Consider the following 24309-nt stretch of genomic DNA (forward strand, 5'->3'; position numbering starts at 1 on the left):
CATTTCTAGTTAAGTAACCCTGCACCAACGTTAATCGACAAACCCAATATCGTCATATTAAAGATAAATGATAAAACTGACTGTAAGAGCACCACTCGGCGGATATCAGACGTTCCAGTCGAGACATCCGCAGTTTGAGAAGCCACACCGATAGTAAATGAGAAATAAAGGAAATCCCAATAGGAAGGCGTGGTTATCTCTTTGGGGAAAAGTAACGGTAAAACCGTTTCTGATTTATCTCGTGGCAGATAAAATAGATGGGCGTAATGCATGGTAAAAGCGGTAGGTAGCAGTAACCATGATACCAACAACGTCATCCCGGTCAGAACCAAATGGAACGCCTTGGCTGAGTCAGAGAGCTGATTTGCGGTACTCAATTCAAATAAAATCACCAAAATACTGGCCAGACAGGACATGCTGACAATACTGAGCACCATACTGGCACTTTCGTCCTGCACACGGGCTATCTTTCTGATTCTCGTCGGATCGGTACGTAATAGCTGCAACCATAAAAATAACAAATAAAGCCACGCGGATACATTCCAACTCACCATTAGCCGCAATAATACGGTGAAATGTGACGGTAATAGGAAGTAGGTGATGACGCCAGCGCTAACAGAGAGCAGCAGCCTTGGGCGGGTATGTAAATAGTGTCTAACGGGATGAAATAGAAGCATAACATCAGCAACCTTGCATATAGTTATTTATATATGACTACAGCATAGATTAAAAACCCGTGATGGCTGTTGCAACCACCACGGGTTGGATAATTAAAGCAAACCGTCAACTGTCTCGCTGATTTCTGGCCCCCACACACCACATTGCACCTGGCCAATATGCTGTTGTTGCAGCAATAACATCACTAAACGAGACTGACCAATGCCGCCACCGATCGTCTGTGGCATTTCGCCACGCAGCAGTGATTGATGCCACTCAAGTTTCAGTCGATCTTCATCGCAGGTCAGTGCTAACTGGCGTTTAAGGGCATCCGCGTCAACTCGGATGCCCATAGAGGAGATCTCGAAAGCATCTTCCAGCACGGGGTTCCAGACAATAATATCGCCGTTCAAGCCAGCAAAACCTTCCGCACTCGGTGAGGTCCAGTCATCGTAATCCGGCGCACGAACGTCATGAGATTGACCGTCAGCCAATTTACCGCCAATGCCTATCAGGAAAACGGCCCCGAACTCCTTAGCAATGGCACGTTCACGGCCTTTAGCATCCAAATCAGGGAACTTGGCACGCAAGCTTTCACTGTGGATAAAATGAATCTGTTCTGGCAGGAACGGTTTCACGCCAAATTCAGCACTGATCGCGGTTTCAGTGGCTTTAATCGCTGAATAGATCTTGCTCACAGTAGATTTTAGGTAAGCCAGGTTACGCTCGCCATCGCCCATAACGCGTTCCCAATCCCACTGATCAACATATACAGAATGAATAGGCGTCAGACGATCTTCATCCGGACGCAATGCTTTCATATGGGTGTAAATCCCCTGGTCAGCACCAAAATCAAAGCGACCCAAGGTCTTACGTTTCCATTTAGCCAATGAATGAACAACTTCAAAAGTCGCATCAGGCAAAGTTTTAACTTTTACTTGTACCGCTTTCTCTGAACCAGACAGGTTATCTTGAGTGCCATCACCCACGCGGCTCAGGATTGGAGCCTGCACTTCAATCAGACCCAGTTGCTGCTCTAACTGGCGAGAAAAGAAAGATTTTACGAAGCTGATTTGTTGCTGTTTTTGGATAAATTGTTTTTTCATTGCCGTGTTCTCGATTCGTTATTGTTTATTATGCTAATTGAGTGATGCCGTTTGGCTTGACATCGATTAAGCAACAAAATGGTAGTTAAATTCAATATCCAACAAATAATATTGCCATTTCACTTTTAATCATTCATTTTTACATCACTATAATTAAATAATCGGCAAAAAAAGAGAGATAATATGAGTGAAATTTATCAGATCGATAATCTCGATCGCAGCATCCTGAACGCATTAATGGAAAATGCGCGCACACCTTACGCAGAATTGGCCAAAAAATTGGGTGTTAGCCCAGGAACTATTCATGTTCGGGTAGAGAAAATGCGTCAGGCAGGGATAATCACAGCAGCCTGTGTTCATGTTAACCCAAAACTGCTGGGCTATGATGTGTGCTGCTTTATCGGCATTATTCTGAAAAGTGCTAAAGATTACCCTTCAGCCCTCAAAAAGTTGGAGAGTTTAGAAGAAGTTGTTGAAGCCTATTACACCACCGGTCATTACAGCATTTTTATCAAAGTGATGTGTAAATCAATAGATGCGCTGCAACAGGTACTTATCAACAAGATCCAAACGATTGATGAGATCCAGTCAACAGAGACGCTAATCTCCTTGCAGAACCCCATCATGCGTACCATCGTGCCTTAAACCTTAAATAACTATACCCACATTATCCACAGGTAGATCCCAGCTGATTCACAGCGTACAATACCGGTTCTTTACATCGGTTGGGTTCCTTATGGCTGACATTACCTTGATCAGTGGCAGTACACTTGGCAGCGCTGAATATGTTGCTGAACATTTGGCTGAGAAATTAGAAGAAGCAGGTTTTTCAACAGAAACGCTGCATGGCCCGGAATTAAACGAACTTGCTCTGAATGGTTTGTGGCTACTTGTCACGTCTACACATGGTGCAGGTGACCTTCCGGACAACCTTCAGCCTTTATTAGAACAAATCGAGCAACAGAAGCCGGATCTTTCTCAAGTGCGCTTCGGAGCCGTCGGTTTAGGCAGTTCAGAATATGACACTTTCTGCGGTGCAGTCAGACAACTGGATCAACAATTGATCGCACAAGGTGCCAGCCGTTTGGGTGAAATTTTAGAAATAGACGTCATCCAACATGAAATTCCCGAGGATCCAGCAGAGGTTTGGGTTAAAAATTGGATTAATTTACTCTAATTTGCTTAAAGATCACGCAAACGAATGTGGGTAAGTATGCTTAAAAGCAGGGTAAAACCGGTACATATCCACATAACAACCTTAGGCCCACCAAGTGCCTGTGCATAACATGCCATTTAGATCCCAGCTTATACGCAATAGGATCACCGATCATTCACAGCAAACGATCCTCGTTAATCCTATGATCTTTCATGTGAATAATCACTTATCCACAGAGGATCATGATCCTAATAAGAGATCTAATAAAGAGATCTTTAAATAAAAAGATCTTCTTTTAATTAAGGGCGATCCTAAGGCGCTTGGTCGAAAGTCTAAACTTGAGTAGAATCCCCCACCTCAGGGCAAACACAGAAATTCGCATAACGGCGAGGTGCAGTACCATGTTTTATCCAGATCAATTTGACGTCATCATCATCGGTGGTGGCCATGCCGGCACCGAAGCTGCAATGGCAGCGGCACGCATGGGACGTCAGACCTTATTGCTGACGCACAATATCGATACACTGGGGCAAATGTCGTGCAACCCAGCGATTGGCGGTATCGGTAAGGGGCATTTGGTAAAAGAGATCGATGCTCTGGGTGGCCTGATGGCAATGGCAACGGATCAAGCCGGTATTCAGTTTAGGATACTAAACTCCAGTAAAGGGCCAGCGGTAAGAGCAACCCGTGCTCAAGCAGACCGCGTCCTGTATCGCCAGGCGGTACGTACTGCATTAGAAAACCAGCCTAACCTGATGATTTTCCAGCAGCCGGTTGAAGATCTGATTGTTGAAAACGATCGCGTGGTCGGTGCAGTTACCCAAATGGGCCTGAAATTCCGCGCTAAAGCGGTAGTCTTAACCGTCGGTACTTTCCTGGACGGAAAGATTCATATCGGCCTTGAGAACTACAGTGGTGGCCGTGCCGGTGATCCGCCATCCATCTCATTGTCACAACGCCTACGTGAATTACCACTGCGGGTTAATCGTCTTAAAACCGGTACTCCCCCACGCATTGATGCACGCACCATTGATTTTAGCCAATTGGCTCCACAGCTAGGTGATACCCCAATCCCGGTATTTTCATTCCTGGGTAATGCCAGCCAGCATCCTGAGCAAATGGCGTGTCACATCACCTACACCAATGAAAAAACCCATGAAGTGATCCGTAATAATCTGGATCGCAGCCCGATGTATGCCGGGATCATCGAAGGGATCGGGCCACGCTATTGCCCATCGATCGAAGACAAAGTCATGCGCTTTGCTGATCGTAATTCACACCAGATCTTCCTTGAACCGGAAGGCTTGACCAGTAACGAGATCTATCCAAACGGCATATCTACCAGCCTGCCTTTCGATGTACAGATGCAAATTGTCCGTTCAATGAAAGGGCTGGAAAATGCTCGAATTATTCGACCTGGTTATGCTATCGAGTATGATTTCTTCGATCCGCGTGATTTAAAACCCACCCTGGAAAGCAAATATATCCAGGGCTTGTTCTTTGCCGGACAAATCAATGGTACGACGGGCTATGAAGAAGCAGCGGCTCAAGGGCTGCTTGCAGGCCTCAATGCGGGCCGCTTTGCCAACGATGAAGACGGATGGTCACCTCGTCGTGATGAAGCCTACCTTGGCGTGCTGGTGGACGATTTAAGCACCCTTGGTACCAAAGAACCGTACCGCATGTTTACCTCACGGGCGGAATATCGCCTGATGTTGCGTGAAGATAACGCAGATCTGCGCTTGACTGAAATGGGGCGGAAATTAGGGTTGGTCAATGATGCTCGCTGGGCACACTTCAGCCAGAAAATTGAGCAAATTGAAAAAGAACGCCAGCGCCTGCGTGATATCTGGGTACACCCATATTCTGATAACGTTTCTGAAATCAATGCGTTACTTAAAGCCCCACTGTCAAAAGAGGCCAATGGGGAAGAATTGCTACGTCGGCCAGAAATTGATTACCGATTGTTGACCACTCTGCCTTCTTTCGGCCCGGCATTGACTGATCCACAAGCGGCGGACCAGGTTGAAATTCAGGTTAAATATGAAGGGTATATCACCCGTCAGCAGGAAGAGATCGAAAAGCAATTACGCAATGAAAACACCGTATTGCCACTAGACCTTGATTATCGCCAAGTATCTGGTTTATCGAACGAAGTGATCGCTAAACTGAATGATCATAAACCTAACTCAATTGGTCAGGCCTCGCGCATTTCTGGCATCACGCCAGCGGCTATTTCTATCTTGCTAGTCTGGTTGAAAAAACAAGGCTTATTGCGTCGCAGTGCATAATTTCCACATCGTACAACTCTAAAAGTGTTTGCCTGTGTTGTGCTTTTTAGCCGCCAGGCAGATGCGATTTAACCGCCAAACCCGCAGCCAGGTCTTCAAAGCGCTGTTAAGCTCGATTATCATTCTGCGTATTAACCCATTTATAGGCTGACCAGGCATCTTCTGGTTACAGGATAATGTTGTGCTAAAAAAATTAAACTCACTGCTTACCGCAGCAGGTATTGCGCTTCCCGATCAACAAAAATACCAGTTGGTAGGTTATGTGGAGTTGCTGCATAAGTGGAACAAAGCGTATAACTTGACCTCCGTTCGCGATCCAATGCAAATGCTGGTGCGGCATATTTTGGATAGCATTGTGGTTAACCCACATCTACAAGGTAATCGGTTTATTGATGTTGGAACCGGCCCTGGCCTGCCTGGTATCCCTCTGGCAATTGTGCGGCCTGATGCGCATTTTACCTTGCTGGATAGCTTGGGTAAGCGCGTTCGTTTTCTGCGTCAGGTGCAACATGAATTAGGGTTAACCAATATTGACCCTGTACAGAGCAGAGTTGAGGACTTTGTCGCAGAACCCCCTTTTGATGGCGTAATAAGCCGTGCATTTGCCTCCTTACAAGATATGCTGTCCTGGTGCCATCACTTGCCAGCGAAGCCTGAAGGGTGCTTTTATGCGCTTAAAGGGGTTAGGCCAGATGATGAGTTAGCCACACTGCCAGCAGGTATTACGCTTAAAGCAGTTATCCGGTTGCAGATACCTGAGTTGGAAGGTGAGCGTCACTTGGTCATTCTTAAGCTAAACTAACTTTGTTTTTTATCAAAAAAAAGCAATAAATTATCTGCAACTGTAAGCTATTTTATCAGTTTAATTATTTTTAGTTATGGTTGCTTTTTATTCGCTAACTCTTAGTATGACCTAAATTATTTTACTTATTTCTTACATAATCAACTGCAAGAAATGACAAAACGGTATCGGAAACCACAAAATAGTCACTATGGTAATTATTTTTTAGCCAATGCTGCCTTTTTTATGTGTCTGAATTGTTGCCGAGTTATTATCTGAAATGTCAACGGTTAGTTTTTATTAAGTAGATAAGTTGCGTAATAATAGTTTTATTTTAACATTATGATTTATAAAAGCTTTTGATCGCTCTTTTCGTTAAAGACAAAGCTTGGGGTTATGGGCTATAAATTAGTCTGTTTTAAGTTTTGTGATCAATTTCACGCTTTATTGATAATAATTGGAATCGTCAGACAATTAGATTTGGGCTTTATTCCGAGAGTAATCTTGTGAAAAGAGGTCGAAAGTAAAAAAATTGAATAATTGTTCACCTTTTCGTTACTTATCGATTGAATTCGTTTGAGTGGCCCGTATAATTTGCTCGTTTTTTGCTGCTTGACTCTATGGGGTAAAAAGCAGTTTTATACCTCACTCAACATGCCCTAGTGTGGTTCGGAGAGAACAAACGTCATGCCTGTATCCCTTTACAGTGGGAAAATTGCACGAAAGTCGCTGTTTTTGCAGTTAATGACGTTTGTTGTTCTCAGCGCCGCTTTTGGCTTTAAGAGCCTTGAATGGAGTGTTTCTGCTTTGGCAGGAGGATTGGCAGCCTGGTTGCCCAGTGCCATATTTATGTTGTTTGCTTGCCGCCATCAGGCAAAAACAGCAGCTCCAGGTCGTGTTGCGTGGTCGTTTGCCATTGGCGAAGGGTTAAAAGTTATCGTAACGATAATTTTACTGATTGTGGCTCTGGGGCTGTTTAAAGCCGCTTTTGCACCACTCGGTTTAACCTATTTAGCGGTGCTGATTGTGCAGATATTGGCACCGGCCATACTTAGCGGCTACCGTACTTAACAGTTATCGTATTTAACGATCACCGTATTTAACTACAAAAAGGGTAAGAGGCATCATGTCTGCATCAGGAGAAATCTCTACTCCAAGGGACTACATAGGGCACCATCTGAATAACCTTCAGTTGGACCTGCGTACCTTTGAGTTGGTCAATCCCCACTCACCTGGCCCTGCAACGTTCTGGACGTTGAACATTGACTCTTTGTTCTTCTCTGTCGTGCTGGGGTTAGCTTTTCTGTTTGTTTTCCGCAAAGTCGCGGCAGGTGCCACCAGTGGCGTGCCTGGCAAATTGCAGACGGCTGTTGAGTTAATTATCGGTTTTGTCGATAGCAGCGTTCGGGATATGTACCACGGTAAAAGTAAAGTCATCGCACCATTAGCCCTGACGGTATTCGTCTGGGTTTTATTGATGAATATGATGGACTTACTGCCAATCGATTTACTGCCTTACATCGGCGAGCATGTCTTTGGGTTACCTGCATTGCGCGTGGTTCCCACTGCTGACGTGAGTATTACCTTGTCCATGGCGTTGGGTGTTTTCATCCTGATCCTGTTCTATAGCATTAAAATGAAAGGTGTAGGCGGCTTCGTAAAAGAATTAACGATGCAGCCGTTCAATCACCCGATATTCATTCCAGTTAACTTAATTCTGGAAGGTGTCAGCCTGCTGTCCAAACCGGTTTCACTCGGTCTGCGACTGTTCGGCAACATGTATGCGGGTGAGTTGATCTTCATCCTGATTGCTGGCCTGTTGCCGTGGTGGTCACAGTGGATGCTCAGTTTACCTTGGGCTATCTTCCACATACTGATTATTACGTTACAAGCCTTTATCTTCATGGTTCTGACGATTGTCTATCTGTCGATGGCGTCCGAAGAGCACTGATTTTCTTATAACATTACTACGTTTAACTGAAATAACTGGAGACTGTCATGGAAAACCTGAATATGGATCTGCTGTACATGGCTGCCGCTATAATGATGGGTTTAGCGGCAATCGGTGCTGCGATCGGTATCGGCATCCTGGGTGGTAAATTTTTGGAAGGTGCTGCACGTCAGCCTGACCTGATTCCTCTGCTGCGTACACAGTTCTTTATCGTCATGGGTCTGGTTGACGCCATCCCTATGATCGCTGTTGGTCTGGGTCTGTACGTGATGTTTGCTGTCGCGTAAGTAGAGTTTTCTCTACTGTGAACTACACCAAACTATTAACTTTTAAAGAGGCATTGTGCTGTGAATCTTAACGCAACAATCCTCGGCCAGGCCATCGCGTTTGTCCTGTTTGTCCTGTTTTGTATGAAGTATATATGGCCGCCGATTATGGCTGCCATCGAGAAGCGTCAAAAAGAAATTGCTGACGGTCTCTCTTCTGCAGAGCGTGCCAAAAAAGATTTGGACTTAGCGCAAGCCAATGCGACCGACCAACTGAAGAAAGCCAAAGCAGAAGCCCAGGTGATCATTGAGCAGGCAAGTAAACGCAAAGCTCAGATCCTTGATGAAGCTAAAGCAGAAGCTGAACAGGAACGTAACAAAATCGTGGCGCAAGCGCAGGCAGAGATCGACGCCGAACGTAAGCGTGCTCGTGAAGAGTTGCGTAAGCAAGTCGCGATGTTGGCTATAGCTGGCGCCGAGAAGATCATCGAACGTTCCGTGGATGAAGCTGCTAACAGCGACATCGTTGATAAACTGGTCGCTGAACTGTAAGGAGGGAGGGGCTGATGTCTGAATTTGTCACTGTAGCTCGCCCCTACGCCAAAGCAGCTTTTGACTTTGCTGTTGAGCACCAGGCGGTTGATCGTTGGCAAGATATGCTGGCGTTTACTGCCCAAGTGACGCGCAATGAACAGATCGCTGAATTGCTTTCCGGTGCTGTAGCACCTGAAACAATGTCTAAGACGTTTATTGCCGTCTGTGGTGATCAACTCGATGAATCCGCACAGAACTTCATTCGAGTTATGGCGGAGAATAGCCGTTTACTGGTTCTTCCTGAGGTACTACAGCAGTTTATTCAACTGCGTGCCTCACTGGAGTCGACCGTCGACGTTGAAGTGAGCTCTGCGAGCCCACTGAATGACGGACAGCTGGCTAAAATTGCCGCTGCGATGGAAAAACGGCTATCACGCAAAGTTAAGCTGAATTGCAAAATCGATAAGTCCGTAATGGCCGGCGTAGTAATACGTGCAGGCGATATGGTGATAGATGGCAGCGTTCGCGGTCGTCTAGAACGCCTGGCGGACGTCTTGCAGTCTTAAGGGGACTGGAGCATATGCAACTGAATTCCACCGAAATCAGCGAACTGATCAAGCAGCGCATTGCTCAGTTCAATGTGGTGAGCGAAGCTCACAATGAAGGTACTATTGTTTCCGTTAGTGACGGGATCATTCGTGTACATGGTTTGGCCGAAGTTATGCAAGGCGAGATGATCGCACTGCCAGGCAACCGTTATGCAATCGCACTGAACCTGGAGCGCGACTCCGTAGGTGCTGTCGTTATGGGTCCGTACGCCGATCTTGCCGAAGGCATGAAGGTTAAATGTACTGGCCGTATCCTGGAAGTTCCTGTCGGTCGTGGCCTGTTGGGTCGCGTCGTCAATACTCTGGGTGAACCTATTGATGGTAAAGGTCCGGTAGAAAACGACGGCTTCTCAGCTGTTGAAGCTATCGCACCTGGCGTAATCGAACGTCAATCCGTTGATGAGCCTGTTCAGACGGGCTATAAGTCAGTGGATGCCATGATCCCAATTGGTCGTGGCCAGCGTGAATTGATCATCGGTGACCGTCAGACAGGTAAAACTGCTCTGGCGATTGATGCGATCATCAACCAACGCGATTCCGGCATTAAATGTGTGTATGTTGCTATCGGCCAGAAAGCCTCTACTGTTGCAAACGTAGTGCGTAAACTGGAAGAACATGGCGCGTTGGCTAACACCATTGTGGTGGTAGCTACAGCCTCAGAATCTGCTGCATTGCAGTATCTGGCACCTTACTCCGGTTGTGCTATGGGCGAATATTTCCGTGACCGCGGTGAAGATGCGCTGATTATTTATGATGACCTGTCTAAACAGGCCGTTGCATATCGTCAAATCTCCTTGCTGCTTCGTCGTCCACCAGGTCGTGAAGCTTATCCTGGCGACGTATTCTACCTCCACTCCCGTCTGCTGGAGCGTGCTGCGCGTGTTAACGCCGACTACGTTGAAGCCTTTACCAAGGGTGAAGTGAAAGGTAAAACCGGTTCTTTGACCGCATTGCCAATCATTGAAACTCAAGCAGGGGACGTTTCCGCGTTTGTTCCGACTAACGTAATTTCGATTACCGATGGTCAGATCTTCCTGGAATCGAGCCTGTTTAACGCCGGTATTCGTCCTGCGGTTAACCCAGGTATCTCCGTATCCCGTGTGGGTGGTGCAGCGCAAACCAAGATCATGAAAAAACTGTCCGGTGGTATCCGTACCGCTCTGGCACAGTATCGTGAACTTGCTGCGTTCTCCCAGTTCGCATCCGATTTGGATGATGCAACACGTAAACAGTTGAGCCACGGTCAGAAAGTGACCGAGCTTCTGAAACAGAAACAGTACGCACCGATGTCGGTTGCGCAGCAGTCTCTGGTTCTGTTCGCAGCTGAACGTGGTTATCTGGGTGATGTCGAGTTGGCGAAGGTAGGTAGCTTTGAAGCTGCGCTGTTAGCGTTTGCTGACCGCGAGCACGCCGAGCTTCTGCAACAAATCAACCAAACTGGCGCGTACAACGATGAGATTGAGGGCAAGCTGAAAGGCATCCTTGATACATTTAAGGCAACCCAGTCCTGGTAACGCTATACGGCCCTGCTTTTCATTAGGAAAGCAGGCCGTCTGGCAATGAGGAGAAGCAGAAATGGCCGGCGCAAAAGAGATACGTTCCAAGATCGCCAGCGTGCAAAACACGCAAAAGATCACCAAAGCCATGGAGATGGTCGCCGCCTCCAAAATGCGTAAATCGCAAGAACGCATGGCGGCCAGCCGTCCTTATGCAGAAACAATGCGTAGTGTGATTGGTCACCTCGCGTTAGGTAATCTGGAATACAAACATCCGTACCTGGAAGAACGCGACGTTAAGCGTGTTGGGTATCTGGTGGTTTCTACCGACCGTGGCTTGTGCGGTGGTTTGAACATCAACTTGTTCAAAAGACTATTGGCTGAGATGAAAGGTTGGTCTGAAAAAGGCGTTGAATGTGACTTAGCGCTGATTGGATCAAAAGCTGCGTCTTTCTTTGGTTCCGTGGGCGGCAAGATTGTTGCTCAGGTTACTGGCATGGGGGATAACCCCTCGCTGTCAGAACTTATCGGGCCAGTGAAAGTGATGCTGCAAGCCTATGATGAAGGTCGTTTGGATAAACTGTATATCGTTAATAACAAGTTTATCAATACGATGTCTCAGGAACCACGGATCATGCAGCTATTACCGCTTCCGCCTGCGGAAGATGGTGAGCTGAAGAAGAAATCCTGGGATTACCTGTATGAACCCGATCCTAAAGCACTGCTGGATACTCTCCTGCGTCGCTATGTAGAATCGCAAGTTTATCAGGGCGTCGTTGAAAACCTGGCTAGCGAACAGGCCGCGCGAATGGTAGCGATGAAAGCCGCCACCGATAACGGCGGTAGTCTGATCAAAGAGCTGCAGTTGGTTTACAACAAGGCTCGTCAGGCCAGCATCACTCAGGAACTCACCGAGATCGTCGGGGGAGCCTCCGCGGTTTAACCAGGTTATTACCCTAAATAGTTCAGATTGCGGGAAGGCAGTCAACGCCTAAGTAATTTGGAATATGACGGGTAAACGTATTACGTAGAGGATTCAAGATGGCTACTGGAAAGATTATCCAGGTAATCGGCGCCGTAGTGGACGTCGAATTCCCCCAAGACGCTGTACCAAAAGTGTACAACGCCCTTGAGGTTGAAGGCACCGCTTCCAAGCTGGTGCTGGAAGTTCAGCAACAGCTGGGTGGTGGTGTTGTTCGTTGTATCGCAATGGGCTCTTCCGATGGTCTGAGCCGCGGGTTGAAAGTCATCAACCTGGAACACCCAATTGAAGTGCCGGTTGGTAAATCAACTCTGGGCCGTATCATGAACGTATTGGGTGATCCAATCGACATGAAAGGCCCAATCGGTGAAGAAGAGCGTTGGGCAATCCACCGTGAAGCGCCTTCTTACGAAGAGCTTGCCAGCTCGCAAGATTTGTTAGAAACCGGTATCAAAGTCATGGACTTGATCTGCCCGTTCGCTAAGGGCGGTAAAGTGGGTCTGTTCGGCGGTGCGGGTGTGGGTAAAACAGTAAACATGATGGAGCTGATTCGTAACATTGCGATTGAGCACTCAGGTTATTCTGTATTTGCTGGCGTGGGTGAGCGTACTCGTGAGGGTAACGACTTCTACCACGAGATGACTGACTCCAACGTTCTGGACAAAGTTTCCCTGGTTTATGGCCAGATGAATGAGCCACCGGGTAACCGTCTGCGCGTTGCACTGACCGGCCTGACAATGGCGGAGAAATTCCGTGATGAAGGTCGTGACGTACTGTTGTTCATCGATAACATCTATCGTTATACCTTGGCCGGTACGGAAGTATCCGCACTGCTAGGTCGTATGCCATCTGCGGTAGGCTATCAGCCAACACTGGCAGAAGAGATGGGTGTGTTGCAGGAACGTATTACGTCCACCAAGACGGGTTCAATCACCTCTGTTCAGGCCGTTTACGTGCCAGCGGATGACTTGACTGACCCCTCTCCAGCAACCACCTTTGCTCACTTGGATGCAACCGTCGTTCTGAGCCGTCAAATCGCCTCTCTGGGTATTTACCCGGCGGTTGACCCGCTTGACTCCACCAGCCGTCAGCTTGATCCGCTGGTTGTTGGTCAGGAGCATTACGATGTAGCGCGTGGCGTGCAGTCTATTCTGCAACGTTATCAGGAGCTGAAAGACATCATCGCAATCTTGGGTATGGACGAGTTGTCAGAAGATGACAAACTGGTGGTATCCCGTGCGCGTAAAATTCAGCGCTTCCTGTCTCAACCGTTCTTCGTGGCAGAAGTCTTTACCGGTTCACCGGGCAAGTTCGTTTCGCTGAAAGATACCATTCGTGGTTTCAAAGGCATCATGAACGGCGACTATGACCACTTGCCGGAGCAGGCGTTCTACATGGTTGGCACCATTGAAGAAGCAGTGGAAAAAGCCAAGAAACTGTAACGCTGTTGACTGGAGGGTGACATGGCTGCAATGACTTACCATCTGGATGTTGTGAGCGCAGAGAAAAAAATGTTCTCTGGCGTGGTACAAAAAATTCAGGTGACGGGTAGTGAAGGTGAACTTGGGATTTTCCCAGGTCACGCCCCACTACTCACTGCCATTAAGCCTGGCATGATACGTATCGTGAAACAGTTCGGTGAGGAAGAGTTTATTTATCTTTCTGGCGGCATCCTTGAGGTGCAACCGAGTGTTGTGATCGTATTGGCAGACACTGCTATTCGTGGAACTGATCTGGACGAAGCTAAGGCGCTGGAATCTAAGCGTAAAGCAGAAGATCATATCAATAACTCCCACGGCGATGTCGACTATGCTCAGGCATCCGCTGAATTGGCTAAGGCGATTGCGAAATTACGCGTAATCGAGTTAACCAGGAAGGCGATGTAATTTTATATGAGGTGAGTTTATTTTTTTAGGCCGCTGGGTTGTTTGTGTCTGATGAGTAAACTCATTGATTTATAATGTTATTTTATAAAAACAGAATGCCAGTCAGAATACTGATTGGCATTTTTTTTACCTATAAGCCAGATAGTGACCTGTTCCCAAAACGGAACTCACCCTTTTTTTACCCCTTAATCCGCTTTTACGCTGTTTAGTTAAGCCCCCGCTAAACTATTCAACACGTTTGTTTCTGAAAAACCTTGTTTCTTGTCGTAAAATAAGTGGTTAATAGCGTTAACGAATGAATGTTTTTTATAAAGAAAGGTCAGAAAACGTCGCCGATCGCCGACACTTTTCACTGCATTTTTTCACTACAGGGCAAGTTGCTACAAGCCTGTAACCACGCGGGCTGCGTAAGTTTTTCGCTGAGAAATATGTAGTAATTATTCCACTAAACAGGTTTACTTCCGTCTATTAAATTGGAGTTATCAGGTTGCTTATGTCTAACAGCTCAATGAGTGTAGTCATCCTTGCCGCAGGTAAGGGGACACGTATGTATTCCGACCTTCCTAAGGTGTTACACCCACTGGCAGGTAAGCCAATGGTTCAGCATGTGATTGATGCGGCCATGAAGCTGGGTGCGCAAAATGTTCATCTGGTTTATGGGCATGGCGGCGAGTTGCTGCAAAAAATATTATCCGATCCCTCCCTTAACTGGGTACTGCAAGCAGAGCAACTGGGTACCGGACACGCAATGCAACAAGCCGCACCGCACTTTGCTGATGATGAAGATGTTTTAATGTTATACGGCGATGTGCCGTTAATCTCTGTAGATACCTTGCAACGCCTGCTAGCAGCCAAACCACAAGGTGGGATTGGTTTATTGACGGTGAAGCTGGATAACCCTAGTGGTTATGGCCGCATTGTGCGTGAAAATGGCGATGTCGTCGGGATTGTTGAGCATAAAGATGCCAGCGATGCGCAGCGTGAGATTAATGAAGTCAACACTGGGATTCTGGTGGCTAACGGGCGCGATTTAAAGCGTTGGTTATCACTGCTGGATAACAACAATGCTCAGGGTGAGTTTTATATTACCGATATTATCGCGCTGGCTCATGCCGATGGTAAGAAGATAGCTACGGTGCATCCCGCTCGTCTGAGTGAGGTTGAAGGTGTCAATAACCGGCTGCAATTAGCCGCTCTTGAACGCGTTTATCAGTCAGAGCAAGCTGAGAAACTTTTGCTGGCTGGGGTGATGTTGCTGGACCCAGCGCGCTTTGATTTGCGCGGAGAATTAACACATGGCCGTGACATCACTATTGATACCAATGTCATCATTGAAGGCCATGTGACTTTAGGTGATCGAGTTCGTATTGGAACTGGGTGTGTTCTCAAAAACTGTGTGATTGGTGATGATTCCGAAATCAGCCCATACAGTGTATTAGAAGATTCTCGTTTGGATGCTGGTTGTACTGTTGGGCCATTTGCCCGCCTGCGACCAGGTGCGGAATTAGCTGAAGGCGCGCATGTCGGTAACTTTGTTGAGATCAAGAAAGCCCGCTTGGGTAAAGGCTCTAAAGCTGGTCATCTCTCCTACTTAGGTGATGCTGAGATTGGCTCTGGCGTGAATATCGGCGCAGGGACGATAACATGCAACTATGATGGAGCTAATAAGTTTAAAACGATTATTGGCGATGATGTCTTTGTCGGGTCTGATACTCAACTGGTGGCTCCTGTCACTGTTGCAAGCGGCGCGACGATTGCCGCAGGGACAACGGTCACCCGAGATATCGCTGAAAACGAGTTAGTGCTTAGCCGTGTTAAGCAAGTCCATATTCAAGGATGGCAGCGTCCGGTTAAGAAAAAATAATACATAAAACAGTCCCTTCAACGTTAGTTATTCCGCATTGAAGGGATGTTTTGCCCTGTGTTTTCGGCATCTATATTTTTGCTGAGAGCACAGAACAAAACATAATAATCCCCAACTCTACAGGCTCGGGGAACCCGGAACATCCGGAAAATCAGGTCACTGACATCGACAAGGTTCTAAAAGAACCTTATATAGGAATAAAACAGATGTGTGGAATTGTTGGCGCAGTAGCGCAGCGTGATATCGCTGAGATTCTGATCGAAGGTTTACGTCGTCTTGAATACCGTGGCTATGACTCAGCCGGTTTAGCCGTGGTTGATGCTGAAGGTAATCTGACGCGTTTACGTCGCGTGGGTAAAGTACAAGCGCTGTCTGATGCGGCGGAAAACCACGCCTTACACGGCGGTACTGGGATTGCCCATACCCGTTGGGCGACTCATGGTGAACCATCCGAGGACAATGCGCACCCTCATGTTTCTGACTATATCTCAGTGGTACACAACGGCATCATCGAAAACTACGAACCGTTACGTGAGTTATTGATTGGCCGTGGCTACCGTTTCAGTTCTCAAACTGATACCGAAGTTATTGCTCACCTGGTGCACTGGGAGCAGCAGCAAGGCGGGTCTTTGCTGGATGTGGTTAAGCGTGTGATCCCGCAATTGCGTGGCGCGTACGGCACTGTGGTGATGGATAGCCGTGATCCAAGCCGCTTGGTCGCTGCTCGTTCTGGTAGCCCGTTGGTGATTGGTTGTGGTGTGGGTGAAAACTTTATCGCCTCCGACCAACTGGCTCTGTTACCTGTCACCCGCCGCTTTATCTTCCTGGAAGAAGGGGATGTGGTTGAAGTGACGCGTCGTAGTATCGCTATTTTTGATAAGCAGGGCAATGCGATTGAGCGCCCTGAAATCGAATCTCAGGTGCAATACGATGCCGGTGATAAAGGTATTTACCGCCATTACATGCAGAAAGAGATTTATGAACAACCAATGGCAATTAAAAATACCCTGGAAGGGCGTTTAAACCACGGGGCGATTGATTTGTCGGAGCTTGGCCCTAAGGCTGATGCTCTGCTGGCGGATGTGCAACATATCCAAATCATTGCCTGCGGTACGTCTTACAACTCAGGTATGGTTTCACGCTATTGGTTTGAGTCATTAGCCGGTGTGCCTTGTGACGTAGAAATCGCCTCTGAATTCCGCTACCGCAAATCTGCTGTGCGCCCTAATAGCCTGCTTATCACCTTGTCACAATCGGGTGAAACTGCGGATACGCTGGCTGCTCTGCGTTTATCGAAAGAGCTTGGCTATTTAGGTTCGCTGGCCATTTGTAACGTCGCCGGTTCTTCACTGGTGCGTGAATCAGATTTGGCCTTAATGACCAAAGCCGGTACTGAGATTGGTGTGGCCTCAACCAAAGCTTTTACCACTCAACTTGCAGTTTTACTGATGCTGGTGGGGCGTATTGGGAAGCTAAAAGGGGCGGATGCTAGCCTGGAGCACGACATTGTTCATGCATTACAGGCACTGCCTGCGCGCATTGAGCAGATGCTGTCTCTGGATAAAACTATTGAAGCGCTTGCTGAAGGTTTCTCTGATAAGCACAATGCATTGTTCCTTGGTCGTGGTGATCAATACCCGATTGCGATGGAAGGTGCGCTGAAACTGAAAGAGATCTCTTATATTCATGCCGAAGCTTATGCTGCGGGTGAATTGAAACACGGCCCATTGGCTTTGATTGATGCTGACATGCCGGTCATCGTGGTCGCACCCAATAACGAATTGTTGGAAAAACTGAAATCCAACATTGAAGAAGTGCGCGCCCGTGGTGGTTTACTGTATGTATTCGCTGATCAAGATGCAGGTTTCACTGATAGCGAAGGTATGAAAATCATTCAGTTACCACATGTAGAAGAGATTATTGCCCCTATCTTCTACACCGTGCCGCTACAGTTGCTGTCTTACCATGTCGCGCTTATCAAAGGTACGGATGTGGATCAGCCACGTAACCTGGCAAAATCGGTCACAGTTGAGTAGCTGATTTTGATGCTGATCAGATTTAATCTGTATTGATATATAACAAATAACCTACCATTAATAATGGTAGGTTATTTGTTTAATGATTTTTATAGTTATTTTTATTAATTACTCTGTTTATTTTTAATTTCGGTTAATTATGAATTTAATATTTTGTAATGTAAGTCATCTAGTGGCATTTGTTTTGATATGTAAGAGTTAGAATCCTGTAACCATAGTATTTTTTTATACTGATCAATTCTTTTTGTAAATACTTCTTATCATCATCGCACGAAAATTTTAGAGTTGAACTGCCCAGTGATTTAAGAACTGCACTTAACTCGGTAGCACTTTTCTTGGTGAACTTCCCTTGTTCTTCTACAGATTGAACTATTTTTGGGAAGGTGTATTTTATTAAAATTTCAGATATGTTCATATTAAATTTCATTCCATGTTTAAGTATAGATCTGCGTAGTCTCTAGCTAAAGATATTTCAAGTATCTGCAAATTTCTTTCATAAACAGTATTTCTGCTGCCAATATTTTTTAAGCTTTACGATGAATCGCCTCTGAGTGAGCAATACCGGAAGTTGTGATTCGACAGAGAGTGTCTCGTCCTATCTTTCTCGACTCAGAATGCCTCTGTTTTTTTGATTGTCATATAACTGTCATATTTCGTACATTTTTCTGTCATTAAACTGTCCTATTTTCTCTCCTGCACCATACTTAATCTGATGAAAAATTTTAGAGTTAATTCTAATATCCCATTAGGAGGGATTATGAAACTGATGCGTACCACCGTAGCCAGCATTGTGGCAGCGACTTTATCTATGACCACTGTGTCCGCGTTCGCTGCTGCTAGCCTGACAGGTGCAGGTGCGACATTCCCCGCGCCGGTGTATGCCAAGTGGGCAGATTCTTATCAGAAAGAAACAGGTAACAAAGTTAACTATCAAGGGATCGGTTCTTCAGGTGGCGTGAAACAAATTATTGCCAATACTGTGGATTTCGGTGCTTCTGATGCGCCATTGACCGACGAAAAACTGGCTGCTGATGGCCTGTTCCAATTTCCGACGGTGATTGGTGGTGTGGTATTAGCAGTGAATATCCCAGGTATTAAGTCCGGTGAGCTGACCTTAGACGGTAAAATACTGGGTGATATTTATCTGGGCAATGTGAAAAAATGGAATGACCCGGCGATTGTGAAGCTGAATCCGGGCGTAAAATTGCCAGATCAAAATATTGCCGTGGTGCGCCGTGCTGATGGTTCAGGTACTTCATTCGTATTCACCAGCTATCTGGCTAAAGTGAATGCGCAGTGGAAAGAGAAAGTGGGTGCGGGTTCTACAGTTAACTGGCCAACCGGTTTGGGTGGCAAAGGTAATGACGGTATCGCCGCATTTGTACAGCGTCTACCAGGCTCCATTGGCTATGTAGAATACGCTTACGCCAAACAAAATAACCTGGCTTACACCAAACTGGTTTCAGCCGATGGCAAACCGGTCAGCCCTACAGAGCAAAGCTTTAGCGCTGCGGCTAAGGGTGTGGACTGGAGTAAAACCTTCGCGCAAGACTTAACCAATCAGCAAGGTGATGATGTTTGGCCAATCACCTCTACCACCTTTATTCTGGTGCATAAAGAACAGAAAAATGCGGATAAAGGCACTGAAGTCCTGAAGTTCTTTGATTGGGCATACAAAAATGGCGCTGAACAAGCCAGTGCTCTGGACTACGCCACATTACCAAAAGAAGTGGTTGAGCAGGTTCGAGCTGCCTGGAAAACTCAGATTAAAGACAATAGCGGTAAGCCAATCTTCTGATTTACGGGCAAGCTGTGATTTATAAAATATTGATTCAATATATACCCTAAATAATTCGAGTTGCAGGAAAGCGGCAACTGAGCAAATCCCCAGGAGCTTACTCAAGTAAGTGACTGGGGTGAGCGAAAGCAGCTAACGGACATGCAGCTTGAAGTATGACGGTAGGATGAGAAGAGAGTCTATGGCTGCGAATAAGCCGACTACCAAAGCACCGAGTAAATACGGTGACATCATTTTCAGTGCGCTGGTTAAACTGGCTGCGCTGATTACGCTATTTCTGCTAGGTGGCATTATCATCTCATTGATTGTTGCTTCCTGGCCAAGCATTGAGAAATTTGGTTGGGCCTTCCTGTGGACCAAAGAGTGGGATGCCCCGGCTGAACAGTTTGGTGCATTAGTGCCGATTTACGGCACCATTGTCACCTCTGTTATCGCCCTGCTTATTGCCGTTCCAGTCAGTTTTGGTATTGCCCTGTTCCTGACTGAACTGGCCCCGAACTGGCTAAAACGCCCGCTGGGTGTTGCGATTGAATTGCTGGCCGCTATCCCAAGTATTGTTTACGGGATGTGGGGGCTTTTCGTCTTCGCCCCACTGTTTGCCCGCTATTTCCAAGAACCGGTTGGTAACGTGATGTCTGGCATCCCGATTGTTGGTGTGCTGTTTTCCGGCCCGGCATTCGGTATCGGTATTCTGGCTGCTGGCATCATTCTGGCAATCATGATTATTCCTTACATTGCAGCGGTGATGCGCGATGTATTTGAACAAACGCCGGTAATGATGAAAGAGTCAGCCTACGGTATCGGCTGCACCACCTGGGAAGTGATCTGGCGTATTGTGCTGCCTTACACCAAAAATGGTGTTATCGGCGGCGTGATGTTGGGGTTGGGTCGCGCTTTGGGTGAAACGATGGCGGTGACCTTTATCATCGGTAATACCTACCAGCTCGACAGCTTCTCGCTGTTTATGCCGGGCAACAGTATTACCTCTGCGCTGGCGAATGAGTTTGCTGAAGCGGAATCTGGTTTACATACCGCAGCATTGATGGAATTGGGGTTAATCCTGTTCGTTATCACCTTTATCGTGCTGGCAATATCAAAGTTAATGATTTTGCGTCTGGCTAAGAAAGAGGGGCGCTAAGATGGCGACTATGGATATGCAAAGTGATGCAACGCTGCTGGAAACCCGCCGTAAAAAGCAAGCATGGCGTCGCCAAAAGAACCGTATCGCCTTGATACTTTCAATGGTAACGATGGCGTTCGGCCTGTTCTGGTTAGTGTGGATTTTATTTTCTACCGTCACCAAAGGTATCGACGGTATGTCTTTGGCGCTGTTTACCGAGATGACACCGCCACCTAATACCGCGGGTGGTGGCTTGGCAAACGCCATTGCGGGCAGTGGTTTGTTAATCTTATGGGCAACCGTCATTGGTACGCCACTGGGTATCATGGCGGGGATTTATCTGGCGGAATATGGCCGTAAATCCTGGCTGGCGGAAATTACCCGCTTTATTAATGACATCTTGTTATCAGCACCATCTATCGTTGTCGGCTTGTTTGTTTACACCATCGTGGTTACCAAGATGGAGCACTTCTCCGGTTGGGCTGGGGTGATTGCATTGGCATTATTACAAGTGCCGATTGTTATCCGTACCACCGAAAATATGCTGAAACTGGTGCCTGATAGCCTGCGTGAAGCGGCTTATGCACTGGGGACACCGAAATGGCGCATGATATCGGCTATTACGCTAAAAGCGTCTATCTCCGGTATTTTGACCGGTATTTTGCTGGCGGTGGCACGTATTGCCGGTGAAACGGCACCGCTGCTGTTTACCTCGCTCTCCAATCAGTTCTGGAGCACCGACCTGAGTCAGCCTATCGCCAACTTACCAGTCACCATCTTTAAATTTGCCATGAGTCCGTTTGCCGAATGGCAGCAACTGGCTTGGGCCGGGGTGCTGTTGATAACCCTGTGTGTTCTGTTACTGAATATTCTGGCTCGGGTTATTTTCGCAAAGAAAAAGTATTGATCGGCTGAAAAAAAACAGCGATTAGCGCAGAAAATACTGATTGCCAACAAATTTCAAAATGCGGCTACGGCGGCATTGGCTAAAAGAGAGAAGTCTTGATGAGTATGGCTACTGACATCAACAACAGCAAAATCCAGGTTCGTGATCTGAACTTCTACTATGGCAAATTCCATGCGCTGAAGAATATTTCGCTGGATATTGCCAAAAATCAGGTCACCGCATTCATCGGGCCATCGGGGTGCGGTAAATCTACGTTGCTGCGTACATTCAATAAAATGTATCAGTTGTATCCGGATCAGCGTGCGGAAGGCGATATCTTACTGGATGGGAAAAATATCCTGACCGATAAACAAGATATTGCATTACTACGGGCCAAAGTGGGCATGGTTTTCCAAAAACCGACGCCATTCCCGATGTCTATTTACGATAACATCGCTTTTGGCGTTAAGTTGTTTGAGAATTTGTCTCGCGCCGATATGGATGAACGCGTGCAATGGGCATTGACCAAAGCGGCTTTGTGGAATGAAACCAAAGATAAGCTGCATCAGAGCGGTTATAGCTTGTCGGGTGGGCAGCAGCAGCGCCTGTGTATTGCTCGTGGTATTGCTATCCGCCCGGATGTATTGCTGCTTGATGAGCCTTGTTCGGCACTTGATCCTATCTCGACTGGTCGCATTGAAGAGCTAATCAGCGAGTTGAAGTCAGACTACACCGTGGTGATTGTGACGCACAATATGCAACAAGCGGCCCGCTGTTCAGATCACACTGCATTTATGTATCTGGGCGAGTTAATTGAATACAGTGATACCGATACCCTGTTTACCGCGCCACAGCAGAAACAGACGGAAGATTATATTACTGGTCGTTATGGCTGAAGGGCCTATCCCCGTCATACTTCAAGCTGCATGTGCGTTGGCTGCTTTCGTTCACCCCAGTCACTTACTTGAGTAAGCTCCTGGGGATTCGCTCAATTGCCGCCTTCCTGCAACTCGAATTATTTAGGGTATATAGTAATTTTGCCTATTTACATGTACGGGAAGTATTATGGATAACTTAAATCTTAATAAACATATTTCCGGCCAGTTCAATGCGGAACTTGAACATATCCGCACCCAAGTGCTAACGATGGGCGGGCTGGTGGAACAACAACTGTCTGACGCTATCACCGCGATGCATAATCAGGACGGTGAGTTGGCGAAACAGGTCATTGCCGGTGATAAAAAGGTCAATATGATGGAAGTGGCGATTGATGAAGCCTGCGTGCGCATCATTGCCAAACGTCAGCCAACGGCCAGTGATTTGCGTTTGGTGATGGCGATTATCAAGACCATTTCTGAGCTGGAGCGCATTGGTGATGTGGCGGATAAAATCTGCCGTACCGCGCTGGAGAAGTTCTCTCATCAGCATCAGCCCTTGTTGGTTAGCCTGGAGTCTTTGGGCCGCCACACGGTGCAGATGCTGCATGATGTGCTGGACGCCTTTGCCCGCATGGATTTGGACGAAGCTATCCGCATCTATCGTGAAGATAAGAAGGTCGATCAGGAATATGAAGGCATCGTGCGCCAATTGATGACCTATATGATGGAAGATCCGCGAACTATTCCCAGTGTGCTGACGGCGCTATTTTGCGCGCGTTCCATTGAGCGTATCGGGGATCGCTGCCAGAATATCTGTGAATTTATCTTTTATTTCGTCAAAGGGCAGGATTTCCGCCATCTGGGTGGCGATGATTTAGAAAATCTGCTTTCCAATAAGACTGAAAAATAACTTCTTCTACCCCAATCATACCGAAGGTTAAGGTGTGATTGGGGGCGGTTTGCGTGTTTCCCCCTCTCCTTTGCACCGACCTTCCTTAAATAGTTATTTATTATCAATATAATGAGACTCATTCACTGAGACTAATTAGTTATAAATATAGTGTTTTATATTATTTCCTGACCTAACGGCAAATTGATAGTTTATCGATATCGCAAGACCTCAATTACCTTAGGAGCTTTCTATGAAGCCGTCTCTTTCCACTCAAAAAAGCGCAATCGTATTAACGCTGCTAGCGTGCCTGGCTACGCTTTCTGGCGCAGCTCATGCTGATAAACTGGACGATATCAAGCAAGCTGGTGTGGTGCGAATTGCTGTTTTTGACAGTAACCCACCGTTTGGTTATATCGATCCGCAGACTAAAAAACTGGTGGGATATGACGTGGATATCGCCAATGCTATCGCCCAGGATTTAGGGGTTAAAGTGGAGCTGCGGGCAACCAATCCGGCTAACCGTATACCGCTGCTGATATCCAAAAAAGTGGATTTGATTGCTGCCAACTTCACCATTACTGACGATCGCGCTAAAGAAGTGAACTTCAGCTTGCCGTATTTCGCCACCGGCCAGAAATTTATTGCGCATAAAGGCGTGTTAAAAACGCCAGAAGATATCGGTAAATTACGCATCGGTGCTGATAAAGGAACCGTTCAGGAAATTACCCTGCGTGAGCATTATCCAACCGCGAAAGTCATTTCCTACGATGATACCCCAGTAGCATTTACCGCTCTGCGCAATGGCAATGTTCAAGCTATCACGCAAGATGATGCAAAACTCGTCGGTCTGTTGGGTAACCTGCCTGAGGCTCAAAAAGCAGATTTTGAAATCTCACCCTTTAGCATTACCAAAGAGTATCAAGGTGTGGGTATTCCTAAAGGCGAAGATCGTTTAACCACCCAAGTGAATGAAACCCTGGTTAAACTGGAAAAGGATGGCGAAGCGGCAAAAATTTATAACCGCTGGTTCGGGCCAGAAACCAAAGCCGCTCAACCTCGTGGTGAGTTTAAGTTTGCGCCATTAGATCAACAGCCTAAAGCGTAATTCAATGTGATGTTGA

23 protein-coding genes are annotated in these 24309 nt (G+C 46.8%); 21 read left to right on the top strand and 2 right to left on the bottom strand.

The genetic code is table 11. The features are described 5' to 3' along the window. Positions 1 to 5: 5 nt before the first annotated feature. Complete coding sequence (locus AT01_RS12210) at positions 6 to 677, bottom strand: DUF1345 domain-containing protein (protein ID WP_004703867.1); 672 nt, start codon at positions 675 to 677, stop codon at positions 6 to 8. Positions 678 to 770: 93 nt separating this feature from the next. Next, positions 771 to 1763: an aspartate--ammonia ligase gene (gene asnA, locus AT01_RS12215; protein WP_042547341.1), complete on the bottom strand. Its 993-nt coding sequence runs from the start codon at positions 1761 to 1763 to the stop codon at positions 771 to 773. Between the two features lie 183 nt (positions 1764 to 1946). Here asnA and asnC point away from each other — a divergent pair, with 183 nt between their 5' ends. The 21 genes from asnC to AT01_RS12325 all read left to right on the top strand — a co-directional run bounded on the left by asnC (position 1947) and on the right by AT01_RS12325 (position 24293). Then, on the top strand, positions 1947 to 2408 hold the full coding sequence (gene asnC / locus AT01_RS12220; RefSeq protein ID WP_004703869.1) for a transcriptional regulator AsnC: 462 nt from the start codon (positions 1947 to 1949) through the stop codon (positions 2406 to 2408). 91 nt (positions 2409 to 2499) lie between these two features. Continuing rightward, entirely contained in the window at positions 2500 to 2940 is a 441-nt protein-coding gene (gene mioC / locus AT01_RS12225) for an FMN-binding protein MioC (protein WP_042547342.1), read from the top strand. 380 nt (positions 2941 to 3320) lie between these two features. Continuing rightward, positions 3321 to 5210, top strand: a complete 1890-nt coding sequence (gene mnmG / locus AT01_RS12230; protein ID WP_042547343.1) for a tRNA uridine-5-carboxymethylaminomethyl(34) synthesis enzyme MnmG — start codon at positions 3321 to 3323, stop codon at positions 5208 to 5210. A 181-nt stretch (positions 5211 to 5391) separates the two neighbouring features. Then, the gene (gene rsmG, locus AT01_RS12235) at positions 5392 to 6012 is read left to right on the top strand and encodes a 16S rRNA (guanine(527)-N(7))-methyltransferase RsmG (protein ID WP_004703873.1); all 621 of its coding nucleotides are present in this window, start codon (positions 5392 to 5394) and stop codon (positions 6010 to 6012) included. 666 nt (positions 6013 to 6678) lie between these two features. Next, positions 6679 to 7062, top strand: a complete 384-nt coding sequence (gene atpI, locus AT01_RS12240; protein ID WP_042547344.1) for a F0F1 ATP synthase subunit I — start codon at positions 6679 to 6681, stop codon at positions 7060 to 7062. A gap of 55 nt (positions 7063 to 7117) precedes the next feature. Next, positions 7118 to 7942, top strand: a complete 825-nt coding sequence (gene atpB, locus AT01_RS12245) for a F0F1 ATP synthase subunit A (protein WP_042547345.1) — start codon at positions 7118 to 7120, stop codon at positions 7940 to 7942. A 47-nt stretch (positions 7943 to 7989) separates the two neighbouring features. Continuing rightward, entirely contained in the window at positions 7990 to 8229 is a 240-nt protein-coding gene (gene atpE, locus AT01_RS12250; protein WP_004393045.1) for a F0F1 ATP synthase subunit C, read from the top strand. 60 nt (positions 8230 to 8289) lie between these two features. After that, positions 8290 to 8760 (top strand): F0F1 ATP synthase subunit B, encoded by a 471-nt coding sequence (gene atpF / locus AT01_RS12255; protein ID WP_004393038.1) that lies wholly within the window; start codon positions 8290 to 8292, stop codon positions 8758 to 8760. Between the two features lie 14 nt (positions 8761 to 8774). Further along, positions 8775 to 9308, top strand: coding sequence for a F0F1 ATP synthase subunit delta (atpH, locus tag AT01_RS12260; protein WP_004703876.1), 534 nt, complete (start codon positions 8775 to 8777; stop codon positions 9306 to 9308). Positions 9309 to 9322: 14 nt separating this feature from the next. After that, the gene (gene atpA / locus AT01_RS12265; RefSeq protein WP_042547346.1) at positions 9323 to 10864 is read left to right on the top strand and encodes a F0F1 ATP synthase subunit alpha; all 1542 of its coding nucleotides are present in this window, start codon (positions 9323 to 9325) and stop codon (positions 10862 to 10864) included. A gap of 61 nt (positions 10865 to 10925) precedes the next feature. Next, positions 10926 to 11789, top strand: a complete 864-nt coding sequence (atpG, locus tag AT01_RS12270) for a F0F1 ATP synthase subunit gamma (protein ID WP_002220756.1) — start codon at positions 10926 to 10928, stop codon at positions 11787 to 11789. A gap of 98 nt (positions 11790 to 11887) precedes the next feature. Beyond that, positions 11888 to 13270, top strand: coding sequence for a F0F1 ATP synthase subunit beta (gene atpD / locus AT01_RS12275; RefSeq protein WP_042547347.1), 1383 nt, complete (start codon positions 11888 to 11890; stop codon positions 13268 to 13270). Positions 13271 to 13291: 21 nt separating this feature from the next. Then, complete coding sequence (locus AT01_RS12280; RefSeq protein WP_004393020.1) at positions 13292 to 13714, top strand: F0F1 ATP synthase subunit epsilon; 423 nt, start codon at positions 13292 to 13294, stop codon at positions 13712 to 13714. Between the two features lie 493 nt (positions 13715 to 14207). Then, complete coding sequence (gene glmU / locus AT01_RS12285; protein WP_042547348.1) at positions 14208 to 15578, top strand: bifunctional UDP-N-acetylglucosamine diphosphorylase/glucosamine-1-phosphate N-acetyltransferase GlmU; 1371 nt, start codon at positions 14208 to 14210, stop codon at positions 15576 to 15578. A 206-nt stretch (positions 15579 to 15784) separates the two neighbouring features. Beyond that, positions 15785 to 17614: a glutamine--fructose-6-phosphate transaminase (isomerizing) gene (gene glmS / locus AT01_RS12290; protein ID WP_042547349.1), complete on the top strand. Its 1830-nt coding sequence runs from the start codon at positions 15785 to 15787 to the stop codon at positions 17612 to 17614. A 757-nt stretch (positions 17615 to 18371) separates the two neighbouring features. Then, on the top strand, positions 18372 to 19412 hold the full coding sequence (pstS, locus tag AT01_RS12300; protein ID WP_004703883.1) for a phosphate ABC transporter substrate-binding protein PstS: 1041 nt from the start codon (positions 18372 to 18374) through the stop codon (positions 19410 to 19412). A gap of 181 nt (positions 19413 to 19593) precedes the next feature. After that, positions 19594 to 20550 carry a phosphate ABC transporter permease PstC gene (pstC, locus tag AT01_RS12305; protein ID WP_004703884.1) on the top strand — a complete coding sequence of 319 codons (957 nt, stop codon included), beginning with the start codon at positions 19594 to 19596 and terminating at the stop codon, positions 20548 to 20550. Between the two features lies 1 nt (position 20551). After that, positions 20552 to 21439 carry a phosphate ABC transporter permease PstA gene (pstA, locus tag AT01_RS12310; RefSeq protein ID WP_042547350.1) on the top strand — a complete coding sequence of 296 codons (888 nt, stop codon included), beginning with the start codon at positions 20552 to 20554 and terminating at the stop codon, positions 21437 to 21439. A gap of 98 nt (positions 21440 to 21537) precedes the next feature. Then, complete coding sequence (gene pstB / locus AT01_RS12315) at positions 21538 to 22314, top strand: phosphate ABC transporter ATP-binding protein PstB (RefSeq protein WP_004703886.1); 777 nt, start codon at positions 21538 to 21540, stop codon at positions 22312 to 22314. Positions 22315 to 22483: 169 nt separating this feature from the next. Continuing rightward, positions 22484 to 23206: a phosphate signaling complex protein PhoU gene (phoU, locus tag AT01_RS12320; RefSeq protein WP_004703887.1), complete on the top strand. Its 723-nt coding sequence runs from the start codon at positions 22484 to 22486 to the stop codon at positions 23204 to 23206. 232 nt (positions 23207 to 23438) lie between these two features. Further along, positions 23439 to 24293 carry an ABC transporter substrate-binding protein gene (locus tag AT01_RS12325; RefSeq protein WP_042547351.1) on the top strand — a complete coding sequence of 285 codons (855 nt, stop codon included), beginning with the start codon at positions 23439 to 23441 and terminating at the stop codon, positions 24291 to 24293. The last annotated feature ends 16 nt before the right edge of the window (positions 24294 to 24309 follow it).

This window comes from Yersinia aldovae 670-83 (genome assembly GCF_000834395.1).
Taxonomy (GTDB): domain Bacteria; phylum Pseudomonadota; class Gammaproteobacteria; order Enterobacterales; family Enterobacteriaceae; genus Yersinia; species Yersinia aldovae.

Excerpts from the sequence above, each read along its gene's own strand:
- AT01_RS12325 (WP_042547351.1), top strand. The coding sequence starts at position 23,439 with ATGAAGCCGTCTCTTTCCACTCAAAAAAGCGCAATCGTATTAACGCTG.
- atpD (WP_042547347.1), top strand. The coding sequence starts at position 11,888 with ATGGCTACTGGAAAGATTATCCAGGTAATCGGCGCCGTAGTGGACGTC.
- glmU (WP_042547348.1), top strand. The coding sequence starts at position 14,208 with ATGTCTAACAGCTCAATGAGTGTAGTCATCCTTGCCGCAGGTAAGGGG.
- glmS (WP_042547349.1), top strand. The coding sequence starts at position 15,785 with ATGTGTGGAATTGTTGGCGCAGTAGCGCAGCGTGATATCGCTGAGATT.
- mnmG (WP_042547343.1), top strand. The coding sequence starts at position 3,321 with ATGTTTTATCCAGATCAATTTGACGTCATCATCATCGGTGGTGGCCAT.
- AT01_RS12280 (WP_004393020.1), top strand. The coding sequence starts at position 13,292 with ATGGCTGCAATGACTTACCATCTGGATGTTGTGAGCGCAGAGAAAAAA.
- atpG (WP_002220756.1), top strand. The coding sequence starts at position 10,926 with ATGGCCGGCGCAAAAGAGATACGTTCCAAGATCGCCAGCGTGCAAAAC.
- pstC (WP_004703884.1), top strand. The coding sequence starts at position 19,594 with ATGGCTGCGAATAAGCCGACTACCAAAGCACCGAGTAAATACGGTGAC.
- asnA (WP_042547341.1), bottom strand. The coding sequence starts at position 1,763 with ATGAAAAAACAATTTATCCAAAAACAGCAACAAATCAGCTTCGTAAAA.
- atpH (WP_004703876.1), top strand. The coding sequence starts at position 8,775 with ATGTCTGAATTTGTCACTGTAGCTCGCCCCTACGCCAAAGCAGCTTTT.
- pstS (WP_004703883.1), top strand. The coding sequence starts at position 18,372 with ATGAAACTGATGCGTACCACCGTAGCCAGCATTGTGGCAGCGACTTTA.
- pstA (WP_042547350.1), top strand. The coding sequence starts at position 20,552 with ATGGCGACTATGGATATGCAAAGTGATGCAACGCTGCTGGAAACCCGC.
- AT01_RS12210 (WP_004703867.1), bottom strand. The coding sequence starts at position 677 with ATGCTTCTATTTCATCCCGTTAGACACTATTTACATACCCGCCCAAGG.
- mioC (WP_042547342.1), top strand. The coding sequence starts at position 2,500 with ATGGCTGACATTACCTTGATCAGTGGCAGTACACTTGGCAGCGCTGAA.
- atpI (WP_042547344.1), top strand. The coding sequence starts at position 6,679 with ATGCCTGTATCCCTTTACAGTGGGAAAATTGCACGAAAGTCGCTGTTT.
- asnC (WP_004703869.1), top strand. The coding sequence starts at position 1,947 with ATGAGTGAAATTTATCAGATCGATAATCTCGATCGCAGCATCCTGAAC.
- atpA (WP_042547346.1), top strand. The coding sequence starts at position 9,323 with ATGCAACTGAATTCCACCGAAATCAGCGAACTGATCAAGCAGCGCATT.
- atpE (WP_004393045.1), top strand. The coding sequence starts at position 7,990 with ATGGAAAACCTGAATATGGATCTGCTGTACATGGCTGCCGCTATAATG.
- phoU (WP_004703887.1), top strand. The coding sequence starts at position 22,484 with ATGGATAACTTAAATCTTAATAAACATATTTCCGGCCAGTTCAATGCG.
- atpB (WP_042547345.1), top strand. The coding sequence starts at position 7,118 with ATGTCTGCATCAGGAGAAATCTCTACTCCAAGGGACTACATAGGGCAC.
- pstB (WP_004703886.1), top strand. The coding sequence starts at position 21,538 with ATGAGTATGGCTACTGACATCAACAACAGCAAAATCCAGGTTCGTGAT.